General features: G+C 57.8%; 17 protein-coding genes. 11 read left to right on the top strand and 6 right to left on the bottom strand.

Annotated features, from left to right (window positions below; genetic code table 11):
* Positions 1–233 precede the first annotated feature (233 nt).
* The 4 genes from iolD (at position 234) to iolE (ending at position 5,186) form a co-directional block, all read left to right on the top strand.
* Positions 234–2,168: a 3D-(3,5/4)-trihydroxycyclohexane-1,2-dione acylhydrolase (decyclizing) gene (gene iolD, locus PGH32_RS20680; RefSeq protein WP_314425085.1), complete on the top strand. Its 1,935-nt coding sequence runs from the start codon at positions 234–236 to the stop codon at positions 2,166–2,168.
* A 97-nt stretch (positions 2,169–2,265) separates the two neighbouring features.
* The gene (locus PGH32_RS20685; protein ID WP_314425087.1) at positions 2,266–3,276 is read left to right on the top strand and encodes a Gfo/Idh/MocA family protein; all 1,011 of its coding nucleotides are present in this window, start codon (positions 2,266–2,268) and stop codon (positions 3,274–3,276) included.
* 84 nt (positions 3,277–3,360) lie between these two features.
* Positions 3,361–4,245, top strand: coding sequence for a sugar phosphate isomerase/epimerase family protein (locus tag PGH32_RS20690; protein ID WP_314425089.1), 885 nt, complete (start codon positions 3,361–3,363; stop codon positions 4,243–4,245).
* Between the two features lie 44 nt (positions 4,246–4,289).
* Positions 4,290–5,186: a myo-inosose-2 dehydratase gene (iolE, locus tag PGH32_RS20695; protein WP_337894985.1), complete on the top strand. Its 897-nt coding sequence runs from the start codon at positions 4,290–4,292 to the stop codon at positions 5,184–5,186.
* Between the two features lie 87 nt (positions 5,187–5,273).
* On the opposite strand, the gene PGH32_RS20700 is transcribed toward iolE, so the two are convergent.
* Both PGH32_RS20700 and PGH32_RS20705 read right to left on the bottom strand, forming a co-directional pair.
* Positions 5,274–5,834: a DcrB family lipoprotein gene (locus PGH32_RS20700; protein ID WP_337894986.1), complete on the bottom strand. Its 561-nt coding sequence runs from the start codon at positions 5,832–5,834 to the stop codon at positions 5,274–5,276.
* A 102-nt stretch (positions 5,835–5,936) separates the two neighbouring features.
* Positions 5,937–6,602 carry a 7-cyano-7-deazaguanine/7-aminomethyl-7-deazaguanine transporter gene (locus PGH32_RS20705; protein WP_314425093.1) on the bottom strand — a complete coding sequence of 222 codons (666 nt, stop codon included), beginning with the start codon at positions 6,600–6,602 and terminating at the stop codon, positions 5,937–5,939.
* Positions 6,603–6,837: 235 nt separating this feature from the next.
* Between PGH32_RS20705 and tusA the strand changes: the two genes are divergently transcribed.
* The gene (gene tusA, locus PGH32_RS20710) at positions 6,838–7,083 is read left to right on the top strand and encodes a sulfurtransferase TusA (RefSeq protein WP_105594092.1); all 246 of its coding nucleotides are present in this window, start codon (positions 6,838–6,840) and stop codon (positions 7,081–7,083) included.
* 27 nt (positions 7,084–7,110) lie between these two features.
* On the opposite strand, the gene PGH32_RS20715 is transcribed toward tusA, so the two are convergent.
* Together PGH32_RS20715 and PGH32_RS20720 are read right to left on the bottom strand one after the other, a co-directional pair.
* Positions 7,111–9,390: a zinc/cadmium/mercury/lead-transporting ATPase gene (locus tag PGH32_RS20715; protein ID WP_337894987.1), complete on the bottom strand. Its 2,280-nt coding sequence runs from the start codon at positions 9,388–9,390 to the stop codon at positions 7,111–7,113.
* An 83-nt stretch (positions 9,391–9,473) separates the two neighbouring features.
* Positions 9,474–10,100, bottom strand: a complete 627-nt coding sequence (locus tag PGH32_RS20720; protein ID WP_314425097.1) for a lysoplasmalogenase — start codon at positions 10,098–10,100, stop codon at positions 9,474–9,476.
* Between the two features lie 138 nt (positions 10,101–10,238).
* Between PGH32_RS20720 and PGH32_RS20725 the strand changes: the two genes are divergently transcribed.
* Positions 10,239–10,604: a DUF2500 domain-containing protein gene (locus PGH32_RS20725; protein WP_337894988.1), complete on the top strand. Its 366-nt coding sequence runs from the start codon at positions 10,239–10,241 to the stop codon at positions 10,602–10,604.
* A gap of 52 nt (positions 10,605–10,656) precedes the next feature.
* Here PGH32_RS20725 and PGH32_RS20730 read toward each other — a convergent pair whose 3' ends face one another.
* Both PGH32_RS20730 and rsmD read right to left on the bottom strand, forming a co-directional pair.
* Positions 10,657–10,926 carry a DUF1145 family protein gene (locus PGH32_RS20730; RefSeq protein WP_200546767.1) on the bottom strand — a complete coding sequence of 90 codons (270 nt, stop codon included), beginning with the start codon at positions 10,924–10,926 and terminating at the stop codon, positions 10,657–10,659.
* A gap of 39 nt (positions 10,927–10,965) precedes the next feature.
* Complete coding sequence (gene rsmD / locus PGH32_RS20735) at positions 10,966–11,571, bottom strand: 16S rRNA (guanine(966)-N(2))-methyltransferase (protein ID WP_314425103.1); 606 nt, start codon at positions 11,569–11,571, stop codon at positions 10,966–10,968.
* A 222-nt stretch (positions 11,572–11,793) separates the two neighbouring features.
* Between rsmD and ftsY the strand changes: the two genes are divergently transcribed.
* From ftsY to PGH32_RS20760, 5 genes are all read left to right on the top strand, one after another.
* Entirely contained in the window at positions 11,794–13,641 is a 1,848-nt protein-coding gene (ftsY, locus tag PGH32_RS20740) for a signal recognition particle-docking protein FtsY (protein WP_337894989.1), read from the top strand.
* A gap of 6 nt (positions 13,642–13,647) precedes the next feature.
* Complete coding sequence (ftsE, locus tag PGH32_RS20745) at positions 13,648–14,316, top strand: cell division ATP-binding protein FtsE (protein ID WP_105594085.1); 669 nt, start codon at positions 13,648–13,650, stop codon at positions 14,314–14,316.
* Positions 14,306–15,298, top strand: coding sequence for a permease-like cell division protein FtsX (ftsX, locus tag PGH32_RS20750; protein ID WP_314425107.1), 993 nt, complete (start codon positions 14,306–14,308; stop codon positions 15,296–15,298). Before ftsE ends, ftsX begins: the two co-directional genes overlap by 11 nt.
* 289 nt (positions 15,299–15,587) lie before the next feature.
* The gene (gene rpoH, locus PGH32_RS20755; RefSeq protein ID WP_123334137.1) at positions 15,588–16,442 is read left to right on the top strand and encodes an RNA polymerase sigma factor RpoH; all 855 of its coding nucleotides are present in this window, start codon (positions 15,588–15,590) and stop codon (positions 16,440–16,442) included.
* A 118-nt stretch (positions 16,443–16,560) separates the two neighbouring features.
* Positions 16,561–17,406 carry a helix-turn-helix transcriptional regulator gene (locus PGH32_RS20760; RefSeq protein WP_314425109.1) on the top strand — a complete coding sequence of 282 codons (846 nt, stop codon included), beginning with the start codon at positions 16,561–16,563 and terminating at the stop codon, positions 17,404–17,406.
* The last annotated feature ends 38 nt before the right edge of the window (positions 17,407–17,444 follow it).

Raw genomic sequence — 17,444 nt, forward strand, 5'->3', positions numbered from 1 at the left:
TGGCGTTTCATTTCCCCCCTTACGATCCCCCTATTCATCCCCGTTTCACCACAGAATTTGATCTCACTCGCAAAATGAAATGTTTCTTCTGTAATTCTGTTTAGTGAAAAAAATATTTGTTTATAATCGGCTCACGTTTCACTTATAGCTGTCGCCGTTTTCTCACCAGGGCGACCAAAAATGCGAATACCGGTGGACCTGAGTGGCGTCCCCGACAAATAAAGGAAGAGCAAATGGGCAAGATTAGATTAACTACAGCACAGGCTCTGGTCAGATTCCTGGACAACCAGTATCTGTCGGTAGACGGCGTTGAAACCAAATTCGTTAAGGGCATTTTCGCCATCTTCGGCCACGGTAACGTGCTGGGTCTGGGCCAGGCTCTGGAACATAATAACGGCGATCTGGTGGTGTATCAGGGCCGTAACGAGCAGGGTATGGCGCATGCGGCAATGGGCTATGCCAAACAGAAGCTGCGTCGCGAGATTATCGCCTGTACTTCTTCCGTCGGCCCGGGCGCGGCCAACATGATTACCGCAGCGGCCACCGCTACCGCTAACCGTATTCCTCTCTTACTGCTGCCGGGCGATGTGTTTGCCACCCGCCAGCCGGACCCGGTTCTGCAGCAGATTGAGCAGAGCCACGATCTGAGCATCAGCACCAACGATGCGTTCCGCGCCGTCAGCAAATACTGGGACCGCGTAAACCGCCCCGAGCAGCTGATGACCGCCTGTATTAACGCCTTCCGCGTGCTGACCGACCCGGCTGAAACCGGCGCGGTGACCATTTCTCTGCCGCAGGATGTGCAGGGTGAAGCCTATGACTTCCCGGAATATTTCTTCCAGAAGCGCGTGCACCGCATTGAGCGCCGCCTGCCAACCGAAGGCCAGCTGGCCGATGCGCTGAAGCTGATTGCCGCGAAACACAAGCCGATGATTATCTGCGGCGGCGGCGTGAAGTATTCCGGCGCAGGCGCAGCGCTGCTGGCCTTTGCCGAACGCCACGGCATTCCTTTTGCAGAAACCCAGGCGGGCAAAGGCACTATCGTTTCTGACCATCCGCTGAACGTCGGCGGCGTGGGTGAAACCGGCTGCCTGGCCGCTAACCTGCTGGCGAAAGAGGCCGATCTGGTGATTGGTATCGGTACGCGCTATACCGACTTCACCACCGCCTCAAAATGGATTTTCCAGAACCCGGACGTGAACTACATCAACATTAACGTCAGCAACTTTGACGCCTACAAGCTGGATGCGGTGCAGGTTGTGGCCGATGCCCAGGAAGCGCTGAACGCCCTGAACAGCCGCGTGGAAATGATTCACAACGGCTGGGGTGAGCAGGTGACCCAGGCACAGAGCAAGCTGCTGAAAGAAACCCAGCGCGTTTACTCGGCGGTGTACAGCGAAGAGAACTTCGTGCCGGAGATCGCTGACCATATCGACCGCGACGCGCTGTTTGCCGAGTTCAATCGTCTGACCGGCTCCTTCCTGACGCAGAGCAGCGTGCTGGGAACGCTTAATGAGCACCTCCCAAAGGATTCGGTCATTGTGGCCGCCGCGGGCAGCCTGCCGGGCGATCTGCAGCGCATGTGGCGCACCAAAGATTACAACAGCTATCACGTCGAGTATGGCTACTCCTGCATGGGCTACGAGGTCAACGCCTCTCTCGGCGTTAAGCTGGCCGAGCCGCACCGTGAGGTTTACACCATGGTGGGCGACGGTTCATTCCAGATGCTGCACTCCGAGCTGGTGACCTCGATTCAGGAAGGCGCGAAGATCAACGTAGTGCTGCTGGATAACATGACCAACGGCTGCATTAACAACCTGCAGATGGAACACGGTATGGACAGCTTCACCACCGAGTTCCGCTTCCGTAACGCGGAAACCGGCAAGCTGAACGGTGGCTTTGTACCGATTGATTTTGCCGCGATTGCGGCGGGTTACGGCTGCAAAACCTACCGTATTACCACGCTGGAAGAGCTGCAGGCCGCGCTGATCGATGCGCAGAAGCAGACCGTTTCCACGCTGTTCGATATCAAAGTTCTGCCGAAGACCATGATCCACAAGTATTTCAGCTGGTGGCGCGTGGGCGGGGCACAGGTTTCTGACTCTGAGCGAGTGGATGCCGTCGCCCGCAAGCTGAACGAGCATATCGACCAGGCTCGCGAATATTAATAACGCATTTTTTCTTTTCCTTTTTGCTGTTCTTTTTTGCCTTTAAAGCGCGGGCTGTTTAGCCCGCTTTTACCCCCTACTCAAGTAAGGATCGATCATGACGTTAAAGTTAGGTGTTATTGGTGCTGGTGCCATCGGTCAGGAACATATCCGTCGCTGCAGCAAAGTGCTGCAGGGTGCAGAGGTTGTGGCCGTCTCTGATATCAACGTGGAAGGCGCGAAAGCGGCCGTTGCCCGTCTGGGCCTGAACGCTGAAGTCTACGCGGACGGCCACGACGTGGTGAACTCTTCCAACGTGGATGCCGTGCTGGTGACCTCCTGGGACCCAACGCACGAAGAGTACACGCTGGCTGCAATCGCTGCCGGTAAGCCCGTGTTCTGTGAAAAGCCGCTGGCGATGACCGCTGAAGGCTGCCGCCGCGTGGTGGATGCAGAGATCAAATTCGGCAAGCGTCTGGTGCAGGTTGGCTTTATGCGCCCTTACGATGCCGGCTACCGCGCGCTGAAAAAAGTGATTACCGATGGTGAAATCGGCGAGCCGCTGATGCTGCACTGCGCGCACCGTAACCCGACCGTACCGGAGAACTACACCACCGATATGGCGATTACTAACACGCTGATCCACGAGCTGGATGTGCTGCGCTGGCTGACCGAAGATGACTACAAATCTGTACAGGTTGTCTTCCCACGCGTAACCTCCAAAACCCATGCCAGACTGAAAGATCCTCAGATCGTGCTGTTTGAAACCCGTAAAGGCATCCGCATTGACGTTGAAATCTTCGTTAACTGCGCCTACGGCTACGACATTCAGTGTGAAGTGGTCGGTGAAGAAGGCATTGCCAAGCTGCCAGAGCCATCTGCCGTGCAGATGCGCAAGAACGCGCAGCTTTCTACCGCCATTCTGACCGACTGGAAAGACCGCTTTATCGATGCCTATGACGTTGAGTTGCAGGCATTTATTAATGATGCCACCGCAGGCAAGCTGACCGGGCCATCCGCCTGGGACGGTTATGCCGCTTCCGTTGCCGCTGACGCCTGCCATAAGGCACAGAACAGCGGTGCGATTGAGCCGGTGGAACTGCCAGAGCGCCCGGCGTTCTACAACTAATCGCCGCGCTGCTACCGCACATTCCCCTGCCGTCGGGCAGGGGATACCGTAAAACAGCGTACTGATTTAATCACGGAGAGTCTGATGAAAATTGCCTTTGATGTGGATGTCATTCGAGATTTGGGCATCACAAAAATGGTTCACCAGGTGGCTGACTGGGGCTACAAATATATTGAGCAGTCCCCGCATCCGCAGATCAACCCGTTCTACAAGCATCCAAAAGCCAGCCGCGAAATTATCACCGAGTACAAAAACGCGCTGCGTGCTACTGGGGTTGAGATCTCCTCTTATATCGTGGTTTATCGCTGGTCCGGTCCCGACGAGGCACGCCGCCAGGCTGCCGTTCGCAACTGGAAACGTATGATTGAGATCGCGGTAGAAACCGGCGTGCAGGTGATAAATACCGAACTTTCCGGTAACCCGAACGAGCCAGAGATCTGTGAAGAGATGTTCTATCGCTCGATGGAAGAGCTGCTGCCTATCGTTGAACGCGAGGGCATCCGCATTGAAATCCAGTCACACCCGTGGGATTTCTGCGAAAACAGCAATGAAACGGCCGATATTGTGAAATCGTTCCGCAGTGAGAACGTGAAGTACCTGTACAGCGCACCGCACACCTTCTTCTACGACAAAGGCAAGGGCGATGTGAAACCCATGCTGGAGTACGCCGGTGCGGATCTGTCCCACGTGCTGATTGCCGATACCATGAACCACACCAAGCACTGCCGCTATATCGTGAACCCACCGGGCGTGGATGCCACGATCCACCAGCATGTTGCCGTGGGTAAAGGTGAGGTTGATTTCCCAACGCTGTTCCAGACTCTGCGCGATATGAAGTTTGCCGAGCAAACCTTCAAAGTGGGCGGCGATCCGATTATCGCCGCGGCGCTGTTCGGCTATCCGGAAGAAATGAACGTTGAAGCGGTTGCGACGCGCGAACTGATCGAGCGTGAACTGCTGCGGAAATAACAGCGGGCGGCCGTGGCCGCCCGGTGCACACCAGAGGTAGGATCATGAACAAAGATAACGTCAAACTGGCTATTGCCCCGATCGGCTGGACTAACGATGACATGCCGGAGCTGGGCAAAGAAAACACCTTCCAGCAGATCGTCAGTGAAATGGCGCTGGCCGGTTTTGTGGGCAGCGAAGTGGGCAGCAAATATCCGCGCGATCCGGCAGTCCTGAAGCCGATGCTGGATATCCGTGGCATTCAGATCGTTAACGCCTGGTTCAGCACCTTCTTCGCCAACGGCGACAAAGCGAAGACCATTGATGAATTCATCAACCATCGCGATTTCCTGCATGCGATGGGGGCGAAAGTCATTGGCTGCTCCGAGCAGAGCCTGAGCATCCAGGGCACCACCAAAGCGGTGCTGGAAGAGAAGCCTGTCTTTACCGACGAGCAGTGGCGTCTGACCACCGAAGGCTACAACGAGCTGGCGAAACTGGCCGCCGAGAAAGGCATGACGGTTGGCCTGCATCACCATATGGGTACCGGCATCCAGACCACGGAAGAAGTGGATCGCTTTATGGCGGAAACCAATGACGACGTTTATCTGCTGTTCGATACCGGCCATGCCTACTACTCGGAAGGCAGCCAGGAGAAAATGCTGGCGATCCTGACCAGATACCTGCCGCGCATTAACCACGTTCACCTGAAAGACGTGCGTGATGAGATCGTCGACCAGGTCAGAAGCCAGAAGCTGTCATTCCTGGACGGCGTGAAGAAAGGCACCTTTACCGTTCCGGGCGACGGCGTGATCGATTTCAAACCGGTGTTCAAAATCCTCGACGATTTCGGCTACAAAGGCTGGATGGTGGTGGAAGCTGAGCAGGATCCGGCACTGGCTAACCCGTTTGAATATGCGGTAAAAGCCCGTAAATACATTCGCGAAACGGCCGGCCTGTAAGCGCCTGACGTAAAAAAACCTCCCACTTCTGAAACGGGCCGTAAAAGCCCGATGACGAAGATGGGAGGTTTTTTTGTGGGCGCAGTATTACTTCAGCTGCAGCGTTTTCAGGATATTCGCGGCTTCAGTCTGCGCTGCCTGCTGGTCATCACCCGGCAGGGAGATTTGCAGCGTCAGCAGTTTGCCATCCACCTTGCCCATCACTAACGAAGACCAGGCGGTCTGATTGTTGGCAGAAATCACCGTGTCCAGCTGCTGTAACTGCTGGCCGTTGACGGTAATCTCTTTATTGGTCACTACCTGAAGCTGTGGTGCACGGCTGCGCTGCTGCTCGATCATGCGTTTTGCCAGATCGTCCAGCGTGTCGTTGCTGCTGTCGCCTTCGATGACGATGATCGCCTTCTGGCCTGATTCGTCAGCGTAAACGTGCATGTTATTGGCCTGAGTACCCAGTTTGCCGCTTTTGTCACTCATGCCGGAAGGCAGAGCGAAACTCAGTTTGCCATCCATCAGGGATACAGTCTGGCTGCTCTGACTTGTCTGGCTGCCGGCATTTTTATCCGCAGCGGCGGTATCGCTTTTGCCGTCGCAGGCGGCGAGGCCAACAACCAGTAAACTTACTCCGGCATATTTCAGTAGGTTACGCATCAGGGTCCCTTTTTTAGTCATCGCTCAACATATCAGTCACTTATACAATAACATTCAGCACGCAAAAGCAACTTATCTTGCATGACATTGTGTGTAACCAGCTTACCCAAAATTAACCTGTGGGCCATTGGACTTTTCTGCTAATCGTTTCAGCATGGCGTTCAGCAACAGGCCGTAGGCGGGCAGGAAGAAAATCATGCAGATCATCACTTTAAAGCTGTAATCCACCATCGCGATCTCGACCCAGTGGGTGGCCATAAACGGATCGGTACTCTGGTAGAAGGCGATAAAGAAGAAGGCCGCCGTATCGCTGATATTCCCAAGGAACATCGCCGCAGCCGGTGCCATCCACCAGGCGGCTTTCTGCCGCAGGCGGTTAAAGACATAAATATCGAGGATCTGCCCGAGTGCATAGGCCATAAAGCTGGCACAGGCGATGCGGGCCACAAAGATATTCATCTCTTTCAGCGAGGCAACACCCTGCCATTCCCCCTGAAAATAGAGCGCGGAAATCAGGTAGGAGATAAACAGTGCCGGGATCATCACCGCCAGGATAATACGACGCGCCAGCGGGGCACCGAAAATCCGCACCGTCAGATCGGTCGCAAGGAAAATAAACGGGAAGCTGAACGCACCCCAGGTGGTGTGCAGACCGAAAATGGAGACCGGTAGCTGGACCAGATAGTTGCTGGAGGTGATCACCAGCAGATGAAACAGACAGAGCCAGATCAGCGCGTGGGTACGCTGACGCGAAGTAAATGCGATCATATTGAGCCTTTTTAAGATCAATGGGGTGAGGGAACCCAGTTCAAATGTGTGACGCACCGGCCTTTTTAACCCTGGTGCATCGGTCGCTTGCGCGATTTTGCGGCATATTACCCGGTTGGGCTGCTAATGCAATGGTTAATTTTAGCGCAAACGTTATCGTCCAATAGCGCTGTTGCACCCCGGCCGTCCGGCGGTAGAATAGCGGCTGTTTGTTATTATCACTGTTGAGAATTCTATGAGCGACCTTTTCGCTAACCCCGATAAGACCCTTGATGCGCTGGGCCTGCGCTGCCCGGAGCCGGTTATGATGGTGCGGAAAACCGTGCGTCATATGCAGGAAGGCGAAACGCTGCTGATTATCGCTGACGACCCGGCCACCACGCGGGATATCCCCGGTTTCTGCCGGTTTATGGAGCATACGCTGCTGGCGCAGAACACCGATGCGCTGCCGTATCGTTATCTACTGAAGAAAGGCGTATAGGGGAGCCTCAGCGGCTCCCCGGGTTTGCTATCGCCTGCGCAGCAGCCGCAGGGCGTTAGCGGTGACTAACGCCGTTGCGCCTGAATCCGCCAGCACCGCCAGCCACAGCCCGGTGATCCCCAGCAGCGTAGTCAGCAGGAATACCACCTTCAGCCCCAGCGCAATGGTAATGTTCTGGCGAATGTTGGCGTGAGTGGCGCGCGACAGCCCGATCATGGCTGCCAGCCCGGTGAGCCGGTTATGGGTCAGCGCCGCGTCAGCCGTTTCCAGCGCCACGTCGCTGCCGCTGCCCATCGCAATACCTATCGTTGCCGCCTTCATCGCCGGCGCATCGTTGATGCCGTCGCCGACCATCGCCACCGGCTGCTGCTGATTAAGCGCACTGACCGCCGCAACCTTATCTTCCGGCAGCAGGCTGGCGCGGTAGTCAATGCCCAGCTCACCGGCAATGGCCGCCGCCGCCCGTGGATTATCGCCGGTCAGCATCACGCCCTGAATGCCCATCGCCTTCAGTTCTGCCAGCGCGGTTCTGGCATCCTCGCGCAGGGTATCGCGCAGGGCAATCAGGCCGTACAGCTGCCGGGCATCGTGCACAATCACCACCGTATTACCCGCGCTTTCCAGCACTTCAACGGCGGAGCGATGCGGAGCCAGCCATTCTGCATTCACCTTTGACGGTGCGCTGATTGAAAGTAAGCGATCGCCCACTATCGCTTCCACACCGCTCCCGGCCAGCGCCCGCTGTGCCGATGCGGCGGGCAGTGCCAGCTGGCGCTCTGCGGCGGCGGCAACAATGGCCTGTGCCAGCGGGTGCGAGGAGCCCTGCTCAATCGCCGCTGCCGTTGCCAGCAGCCACGCTTCATCCTGCTGTGCAAACGGCTGGATGGCGGTGACCCGGGGTTTGCCCTCGGTCAGCGTGCCGGTTTTATCAAAGGCTATCGTGCGAACACTGCCCAGACTTTCCAGCGCCGCGCCGCCTTTAATTAACGCACCGCGGCGGGTCGCCGCCGCCAGCCCGGAAGTGATGGCGGCAGGGGTGGAGATCACCAGCGCGCACGGGCAGCCGATCAGCAGCAGGGTTAAACCCTTATAGATCCACGGCTGCCATTCCGCGCCCATCAGCAGCGGCGGTATGACGGCAACGGCCAGTGCCAGCGCCATAATCGCCGGGGTATAGATACGGCTGAAGCGGTCGAGGAAGCGTTCAATCGGTGCACGGCGCTCTTCCGCTTCTTCAATCAGATGCAGAATGCGGTCGATGGCGCTTTCACCCGGTTCTGAGGTGACTTCCAGCTGCACCAGGCGATCCACGCTCAGGCAGCCGGCGGCAATCGACTCGCCCTGCTGGCGTTCAACCGGGATCGATTCTCCGGTGAGTGCGCTTTCATCAAAGCTGGCAAACGGGCTGATCAATCGGGCATCCGCAGGCAGGCGTGCGCCGGCGGCGACCTCGATTTGATCACCCGGGCGCAGTGCGCTGACCTGCACGCTCTCACGACGGGTTCCGTTAATGCGCACCGCCTGGTCTGGTTTGAGCGCCATCAGCGCAGTGACGCCTTTGCGCGCCCGGCTGGCGGCAAAGGATTCCAGCCTTTCACCCAGCATAAACAGCAGCAGCACCATGGCGGCTTCGGCCGTTGCGCCAATAAACAGTGCGCCAACGGCGGCCACGGTCATTAAGGTTTCAATACTGAAGGGGGAGCCGCTGCGCATCAGGCGCAGTGCGCTGAGCGCAATCGGCCAGACGCCAATCAGCGTGGTGGCAATAAAGGCAAGCTGACCGGCGGCCGGGTTGACGCTATCAAGCAGCCAGCTGGCGGCCATCAGCACGGCCAGCAGGATCAGGCTACGGTTCTCCAGCCAGAATCCGGGAGCGGGCTGGGCGGTTTTCGCGGCGTCTGTTGCATCGCTGCGCTGAAGCTGGAAACCGGCACGGGCCACGGCTTTCTCAACGTCATTGCGCACGTCACCGTTGGCATCCACCACCAGTTTTTCGCTGGAAAAGACCACGCGGGCGTTATCCACGCTGCTTAACTGCCGCACGGCCGTTTCCACTTTTCGCGCGCAGCTCGGGCAGTCCATCCCCTGAATCAGCCAGCTGTAGCGGGCGAGTCCCGTTTGCCTGTCGTCCTCGTCGTCGGCGGTGTCACCTGAACTGCAGGCGGCATCGCTGCAGCAGGGCGCTTCTACGCCGGCTGCGCCGATCGCGGTGATTTTGCGGATAACGGGACGTGTGGCTGAACTGCTGCAGCCGTGCTGATGGGGGGCGTGGTCGTGACCACAGCTGCAAGAAGAATGCGAGTGCATAGCGCCTCCTGAATGAGAGCGGCGGGCGTCAGTGCCCGCCATCACGCTATCTTACACTCTGGAGTCCACTCCAGAGTCAAGCCCTACAGCCACAGCGAGCGCACAATCATAAAGTGGCCGGCAAAATAGCAGGCGGCGATAATCGCCCGATCGGCATTAAAGCGATGGCGATAGTGGCTCACCAGCCAGACGATATTGGCCAGCAGCAGCAGGGAGGCACCCACCATCAGCGTAAAGCTGTAGTCGGTTGGGCGGAATACATACAGCTCGGCGCTCAGCCAGACCATCAGCAGCGTGATGCCAATAAAGGTACACACCGGCCAGCGCAGCTCCTCCAGCCGGCTCCAGACCGTGGCAATCAGCAGGCCGCCAATAATCAGCAGCGCCAGCGGCAGCGGCCAGAAAAAGCTCAGCGTCATCTGGCTGGCGAAGAACAGGGTGTACAGCAGATGAGAAAGGAAAAAGGCGCCAATGGCATACAGCATGCGCCGTTCGGGCAGCAGGGTCAGGGCATCGCCAAGCAGCGTTGCCAGCAGGCCAAGCAGGATCAGATAGTCGGTGGTTTTCAGTACGGGGGCCTGCCAGGCCCAGGCCAACAACAGTAATAACGTGACGGGCTTAAACACCCAGCGCTGCCACTGCGGGCCGCGATAAGAGGCATCAACATATAACCAGCCGGAAAACAGGACTGCGAGAAATGACCAAATCATAAATTTTTCCCTGTATTGACGAAAAACTCCACAACTCAGCTCAGTTTAGGTTACCTGACAGCGGTGTGACAATCATCCTGGTCCGGTTGTATGCTTATCCCGTGCTGTTCACGCTACCTCCCCGGAGAAACCCGTTCTATGAAGCCGCCGTTGATTTTTCTTATTGTGATTGCGCTGATCGCCGTGCTGGCAACGCGGCAGTTTATCAAGCAGCGGCGGGAAAATGCCGCCAACGACGCCTCGCCCGTGCGCAGCCTGATGGTGGAAGTGAAAACCAAGCGGGAGTATCTGGCCCCGGATCGGCGCTCACGCCAGCGCGACCAGATCCCGGTGGAGGACTGGCGCTATGAAGCGTGGTTTCATCCGCTGAATGGCGCAGAGGTGATTAAGCTGGCGCTGAGCGCCGGTGATTACCATCGGCTCGACAAAGGCAGCCGTGGTGAACTGCAGGTACAGGGAACGCGCTTTATCCGTTTCACTCCCTGTACGGCTTCCGACTGTTAACAGCATGGTGAAGCGCTGCCAGCAGCCTGCGGTTGCTTTTGCCGCCGGGTGACTACTGTTTCGGGAAGTTTTTCTTCTGCCAGGCGAGCAGCTCAAACACGCCGAAGAAGAAAATTTTCGCCTGAGTGAAACCGCTCAGCTTCGGTGACTCTTTCGGCTGCGTTGAGCGCATCAGCACCAGCTGTAAGCCGTGCATGATAACCATAAAGAACAGCGCAACGTTAACGAAGTGGGTCAGCGGTTTAGGGAACGGGTGCACCACATTCAGCAGTAAAAAACCCCAGACAAAGACCATCAGCAGGCGGCCTGCATTAATTAACATGTTGATTCTCCGTGCCTGTGTTGCAGGCAATAGTATTAATTACGCCTCTGCGGGCGAAAGCTCAGCAACGGCGTGTCGGATATACAGGCGGTAAGCGACCTGACCGGCAACTTTCTCGCGATGCAGCTGCCAGTTCACCGGCACCGGCGGCAGGCCATGCTCAACTTCATTCTCGACGTAGATCAGGGCTTCATCGCTCAGCCAGCCGTTGTTTTCCAGCAGGGTGACGGTGTCTTCCAGCAGCCCTTTGCGGAAAGGGGGATCGATAAACACCAGGTGATGCGCCTCGCCTTTCTGCGCGAGAAACTGCAGCGTGTTGGTGTTGACGACCCGACCGTTTTTCGCCCCCAGGGTGGCGAGGTTCTTTTCCAGCTGTTGTGCAACCGGGCGCTCCAGCTCCAGTAGCGTGGCACTGGCGGCATGGCGCGAAAGCGCCTCCAGGCCCAGCGCGCCGCTTCCGGCATAACAGTCGAGGCATCTGGCTTCCTGGATATCGGAGGCCAGCCAGTTAAACAGCGTCTCACGGACGCGATCCGTCGTGGGGCGCAGGCCCGCGCTGTCGGGAACCGGCAGCTTACGGCCTCGCCAGATGCCCCCAATAATACGTATTTGCCCGGCTGCGCCGCTGCGGGTTTTCTTCATCATCGTACTGAACTCTTAATAATTTGTTGCACAGTTTAACGGGCTAACCGGGCTGAGGAAACGTAAAAAGGGAACTGTAATGCACTCAACAGAAAGTGTTAGACTAAGGGATTGATTAGGCTGTCTCCCGCAACCGCACTGTGGCGCCCGTGTGCGGTTGCGAGAGACAGTTTTCGCTTATTTTTGGACCGGAACGGTTTTTCCCGCGAGGAGTGTGGTTGCACCATGGCAAAGAATAAAAAACGTGGCTTTTTTTCCTGGCTTGGTCTGGGGCGTGAAGACAAGGCACAGCAGGAAGAAGTAAAAGAAACGTTAGACCCGCAACCTTCAGCTGATTCTGCGGCCGAAGCGAAAGCCGCTGCCCGTGCTGAAGCCGAAGCCGCCGCCCGTGCCGAAGCGGAAGCCGCTGCCCGTGCTGAATCTGAAGCCGCCGCCCGTGCTGAAGTGGAAGCCGCTGCCCGTGCAGAAGCCGAAGCTGTCGCCCGTGCCGAAGCGGAAGCTGCCGCCCGTGCTGAAGCCGAAGCCGCCGCTCGTGCTGAAGCGGAAGCCGCCGCTCGTGCTGAAGCGGAAGCCGCCGCTCGTGCTGAAGCGGAAGCCGCTGCCCGCGCTGAAGCCGAAGCCGCTGCCCGCGCTGAAGCGGAAGCCGCTGCCCGTGCTGAATCTGAAGCCGCTGTCCGCGCTGAAGCCGAAGCTGCCGCCCGTGCAGAAGCGGAAGCCGCCGCTCGTGCTGAAGCCGAAGCCGCCGTTCGTGCTGAAGCGGAAGCCGCCGCTCGTGCTGAAGCGGAAGCCGCCGCTCGTGCTGAAGCGGAAGCCGCTGCCCGTGCTGAATCTGAAGCCGCTGCCCGCGCCGAAGCGGAAGCCGCTGTCCGCGCTGAAGCCGAAGCCGCTGCCCGTGCCGAAGCGGAAGCTGCTGCCCGTACTGAATCTGAAGCCGCAGCCCGCGCCGAAGCGGAAGCTGCTGCCCGCGCTGAAGCGGAAGCTGCCGCTCGTGCTGAATCTGAAGCTGCTGCCCGTGCGGAAGCCGAAGCTGCCGCCCGCGCTGAAGCCGAAGCTGCCGCCCGTGCCGAAGCGGAAGCTGCCGCTCGTGCTGAATCTGAAGCCGCTGCCCGCGCCGAAGCGGAAGCCGCTACCGTCGAGCAGGCTCGCCCGACGAAGGAAGGCTTCTTTGCCCGCCTGAAGCGCAGCCTGGTGAAAACCCGTCAGAACCTCGGTTCCGGCTTTATCGGCCTGTTCCGCGGCAAAAAAATTGATGACGATCTGTTTGAAGAGCTGGAAGAGCAGCTGCTGATCGCCGATGTTGGGGTGGAAACCACCCGCCGAATTATCGCTAACCTGACCGCTCAGGCCAGCCGTAAAGAACTGCGCGATGCTGAAGCGCTGTACGGTCTGCTGAAAACCGAAATGGCAGGTATTCTGTCAACCGTTGAGTCGCCGCTGGACGTCAGTGGCAAAACGCCGTTTGTGATCCTGATGGTTGGGGTTAACGGCGTGGGTAAAACCACGACGATTGGTAAACTGGCGCGCCAGTTCCAGGCCGAGGGCAAATCGGTGATGCTGGCGGCGGGCGATACCTTCCGCGCGGCGGCGGTGGAACAGCTGCAGGTGTGGGGCCAGCGCAATAATATTCCGGTCGTGGCTCAGCATACCGGTGCGGATTCCGCCTCGGTGATCTTTGACGCCATTCAGGCGGCGAAAGCGCGCGGTGTGGACGTGCTGATTGCCGATACGGCCGGTCGTCTGCAGAATAAATCGCATCTGATGGAAGAGCTGAAGAAAATCACCCGCGTGATGAAGAAGCTGGATGAAGATGCACCGCATGAGGTTATGCTGACAATTGATGCCAGCACCGGACAGAATGCGATCAGCCAGACTAAACTGTTCCATGAAGCCGTTGGCCTGACCGGCATTACGCTGACCAAGCTGGACGGCACGGCGAAGGGGGGCGTGATCTTCTCGGTGGCCGACCAGTTTAACATTCCTATTCGCTATATTGGCGTAGGTGAAAGTATTGAAGACTTGCGATCGTTTAAAGCTGACGATTTTATAGAGGCACTATTTGCCCGAGAGGATTAATTTAGGATGATTCGCTTTGAAGAAGTCAGTAAGGCTTATCTCGGCGGTCGGCAAGCGCTGCAGGGGGTTGATTTTCATCTTCGCCCCGGCGAAATGGCGTTTCTGACCGGACATTCCGGGGCAGGGAAAAGCACCTTGCTGAAGCTGATTTGTGGCATTGAGCGCCCGAGTGCCGGGCATATCTGGTTCAGCGGCCACGATATCAGCCGTCTGAAAAGCCGCGAAGTGCCGTTTCTGCGCCGTCAGATCGGCATGATATTCCAGGATCACCATCTGCTGATGGATCGGTCAGTCTATGACAACGTGGCGATCCCGCTAATTATTGCCGGAGCCAGCGGTGAGGATATTCGCCGCCGCGTCTCGGCCGCGCTGGATAAGGTCGGCCTGCTCGACAAAGCGAAGAGTTTCCCCATTCAGCTTTCCGGGGGCGAACAGCAGCGCGTGGGCATCGCCCGTGCGGTGGTGAATAAACCCGCGGTGCTGCTGGCGGATGAACCCACCGGTAACCTTGATGAAGCGCTGTCGGAAGACATCCTGCGGCTGTTTGAAGAGTTCAACCGCGTGGGCGTCACCGTGTTAATGGCCACCCATGACATGGGGCTGATTGCTCGCCGCAACTACCGCCTGATGACGCTGAACCAGGGACGTCTGCACGGAGGTTATCGTGGTGAATAAACGTAACGCCCGCCCGGCATCGGCGAAGGCCGCTAAGCCTAAAATGCCGTCAAAAAGCAAAGCGCTAAAGGGCGGCTGGCAGGAGCAGTGGCGCTATGCGATGCGCGGCTCGCTGTCTGAAATGTGGCGTCAGCCGCTGGCTACGCTGCTGACGGTGATGGTGATCGCCATCTCCCTGACCCTGCCGAGCGTGTGCTATATGGTGTGGAAAAACGTCAGCACCGCGGCAGACCAGTGGTATCCGGCTCCGCAGCTCACCGTGTATTTCAGCAAAACGCTGGATGACGATGCGGCTGAAGGGGTGGTGGCGAAGCTGAAGGCCGAGGACGGCGTGGATAAAGTGAATTATCTGTCGCGGGAAGAGGCGCTGGGCGAGTTCCGTAACTGGTCCGGCTTCGGTGGTGCGATGGATATGCTGGAGCAAAATCCGCTGCCGGCGGTGGCGATTATCACCCCGAAGCTGAACTTCCAGAGCTCCAACACTATGGACAGCCTGCGCGATCGGGTGTCGAAAGTGGAAGGCGTGGATGAAGTGAAAATGGATGACAGCTGGTTTGCGCGGCTGGCTGCGCTGACCGGGCTGGTCGGGCAGGTGGCGGCGATGATCGGCGTTCTAATGATCGTGGCGGTCTTCCTGGTGATCGGCAACAGCGTGCGCCTGAGCATCTTTGCCCGCCGCGATACGATCAACGTGCAGAAGCTGATCGGCGCGACCGATGGCTTTGTGCTGCGCCCGTTCCTGTACGGTGGCGCGCTGCTGGGGTTCTGCGGGGCGCTGCTCTCGCTGGTGCTGTCCGGCGTGCTGGTACTGCGGCTGGAGTCCGTTGTGGCGCAGGTGGCAACGGTGTTCGGGACCACCTTCGTGCTGCACGGCATGACGTGGGATGAAAGCCTGCTGCTGCTGCTGATTGCCGCAATGATCGGCTGGATTGCCGCCTGGCTGGCGACCGTACAACATTTACGCCGATTTACGCCGCAGTAACCCCTCTACACGTTTTTTTGATATAATCTTCCTCTGCTGCGTGAGCATTTGCCGCAGAGGAAGTTAAAACGCATCACTTCCCACTGCTTTCAGGCACTCGCCAACGGCTTTAAGAACGTGTATAAATTATCCCTGATTAAAATTGAACTTGTGGATAACTTCGGCGTCTTATACCTGTAGAGATTGATGTTCGCACGGATTGCTTTCGATTTATCGTTGCACTTCGCGTAGGGTATCAGTCGCGTCAGGCTCTGACGCAGTCACGATGCTAAACACTGAGAGGGTTTGAATGACCAAAGAAATGCAAACTTTAGCTATTGCTCCTTTAGGCAACCTGGATTCCTATATCCGGGCGGCTAATGCCTGGCCTATGCTGACGGCAGAAGAGGAAAAAGCGTTGGCTGAACGGCTGCATTACCAGGGCGATCTGGAAGCAGCTAAGACGCTGATCCTGTCTCACCTGCGCTTTGTTGTTCATGTTGCTCGTAACTACTCCGGTTACGGCCTGCCGCAGGCAGACCTGATTCAGGAAGGTAATATCGGCCTGATGAAAGCCGTGCGCCGTTTTAACCCGGAAGTGGGTGTGCGCCTGGTTTCCTTTGCCGTTCACTGGATTAAAGCCGAGATTCACGAGTACGTTCTGCGCAACTGGCGTATCGTGAAAGTGGCCACCACTAAAGCTCAGCGTAAGCTGTTCTTTAATCTGCGTAAAACCAAGCAGCGTCTGGGCTGGTTTAACCAGGATGAAGTGGAAATGGTCGCACGCGAGCTGGGCGTGAGCAGTAAAGACGTTCGCGAAATGGAATCGCGCATGGCCGCGCAGGACATGACCTTTGACCCAACGCCGGATGATGAAGGCGAAGGTCGTTCCATGGCCCCGATGCTCTATCTGCAGGATAAATCCTCTGACTTTGCCAACGGCATTGAGGAAGATAACTGGGAAGATCACGCTGCCGATAAGCTGTCCGACGCAATGCAGGGGCTGGACGAACGCAGCCAGCACATCATTCGCGCGCGCTGGCTGGACGACGACAATAAAACCACGCTGCAGGAACTGGCCGATCGCTACGGTGTTTCCGCAGAGCGCGTTCGTCAGCTGGAAAAGAACGCCATGAAGAAACTGCGTATGGCTATCGAAGCCTGAGCTTAGCGCTCAGACCGCCAGCGATGCCCAAACAAAAAAACCGCCTCCAGGGGCGGTTTTTTGTTGTCAGCGCGAAACCACCAGCACAGCAATTTTATTCTAAAGCGGGAGAGGGAAAATGGAGACGCTGAATACGCCGCAGGAGCGCGCCACGCTGTTCTGCGTGGAGGAATTCAACGGCATGAATATGCTGGATGCCAGCTATCGGCATCGCCGTTTTCCCCGCCACGTGCATGACACCTTCTGCGTGGGGGTGATTGAAACCGGCGCGCAGCGCTTCTGGCGTTCGGGGGGCGATCACGTGGCGCCGAGCGGCGATATCATTCTGGTTAACGCCGACGAAGTGCATACCGGCTGTTCGGAAGTGGCGGGCGGCTGGTCCTACCGCGCTATCTATCCCCATCCCGATCTTTTCGCCCGGCTGTCAGCGAGCAGTGAACCCGGCCCGGTGCCGTGGTTTCCCGATGCGGTACTGCACGATCCGCTATTGTCCGCCCAGCTGCGGCTGGTGTTCTCGCTGCTGCCAGAGCAGGGCAACAGCCTGCTGAAAGAGTCGCTGCTGCTGACCGCTTTCTCCTGGCTGGTGATGCGCTACAGCCGCACGCGCGTCATGCCGCCCGATCTGGCCGACGCCTGCCGCGCGGTGCTGCCGGTACAGGAACTGATGGCCAGCTGTCCGGAAAAGAACTGGTCGCTGCAGCAGCTTGCGGACGTCGCGCATCTCAGCCCGTGGCACTTCCTGCGTCAGTTCAAGAAAAGCATCGGGATGACGCCGCATGCCTGGCTGGTACAGGCCCGGTTGCAGAAGGCGCAGGCGCGGCTGAAACAGGGTGAAACCCTCTCTCAGGTGTCCAGCCTGTGCGGCTTCTCCGACCAGAGTCATTTCACCCGCCATTTCAAAAACTCGATGGGCGTGACGCCCGGTGAATACGTGCAGGCGCTGAAACGAGGCCGCCGGGGATAAGCAGAAGCGCAGCCTCTTCAGTTGTATTGCCTGATGAT

This window comes from Erwinia sp. SLM-02 (assembly GCF_037450285.1).
In the GTDB taxonomy this organism is placed as follows: domain Bacteria; phylum Pseudomonadota; class Gammaproteobacteria; order Enterobacterales; family Enterobacteriaceae; genus Erwinia.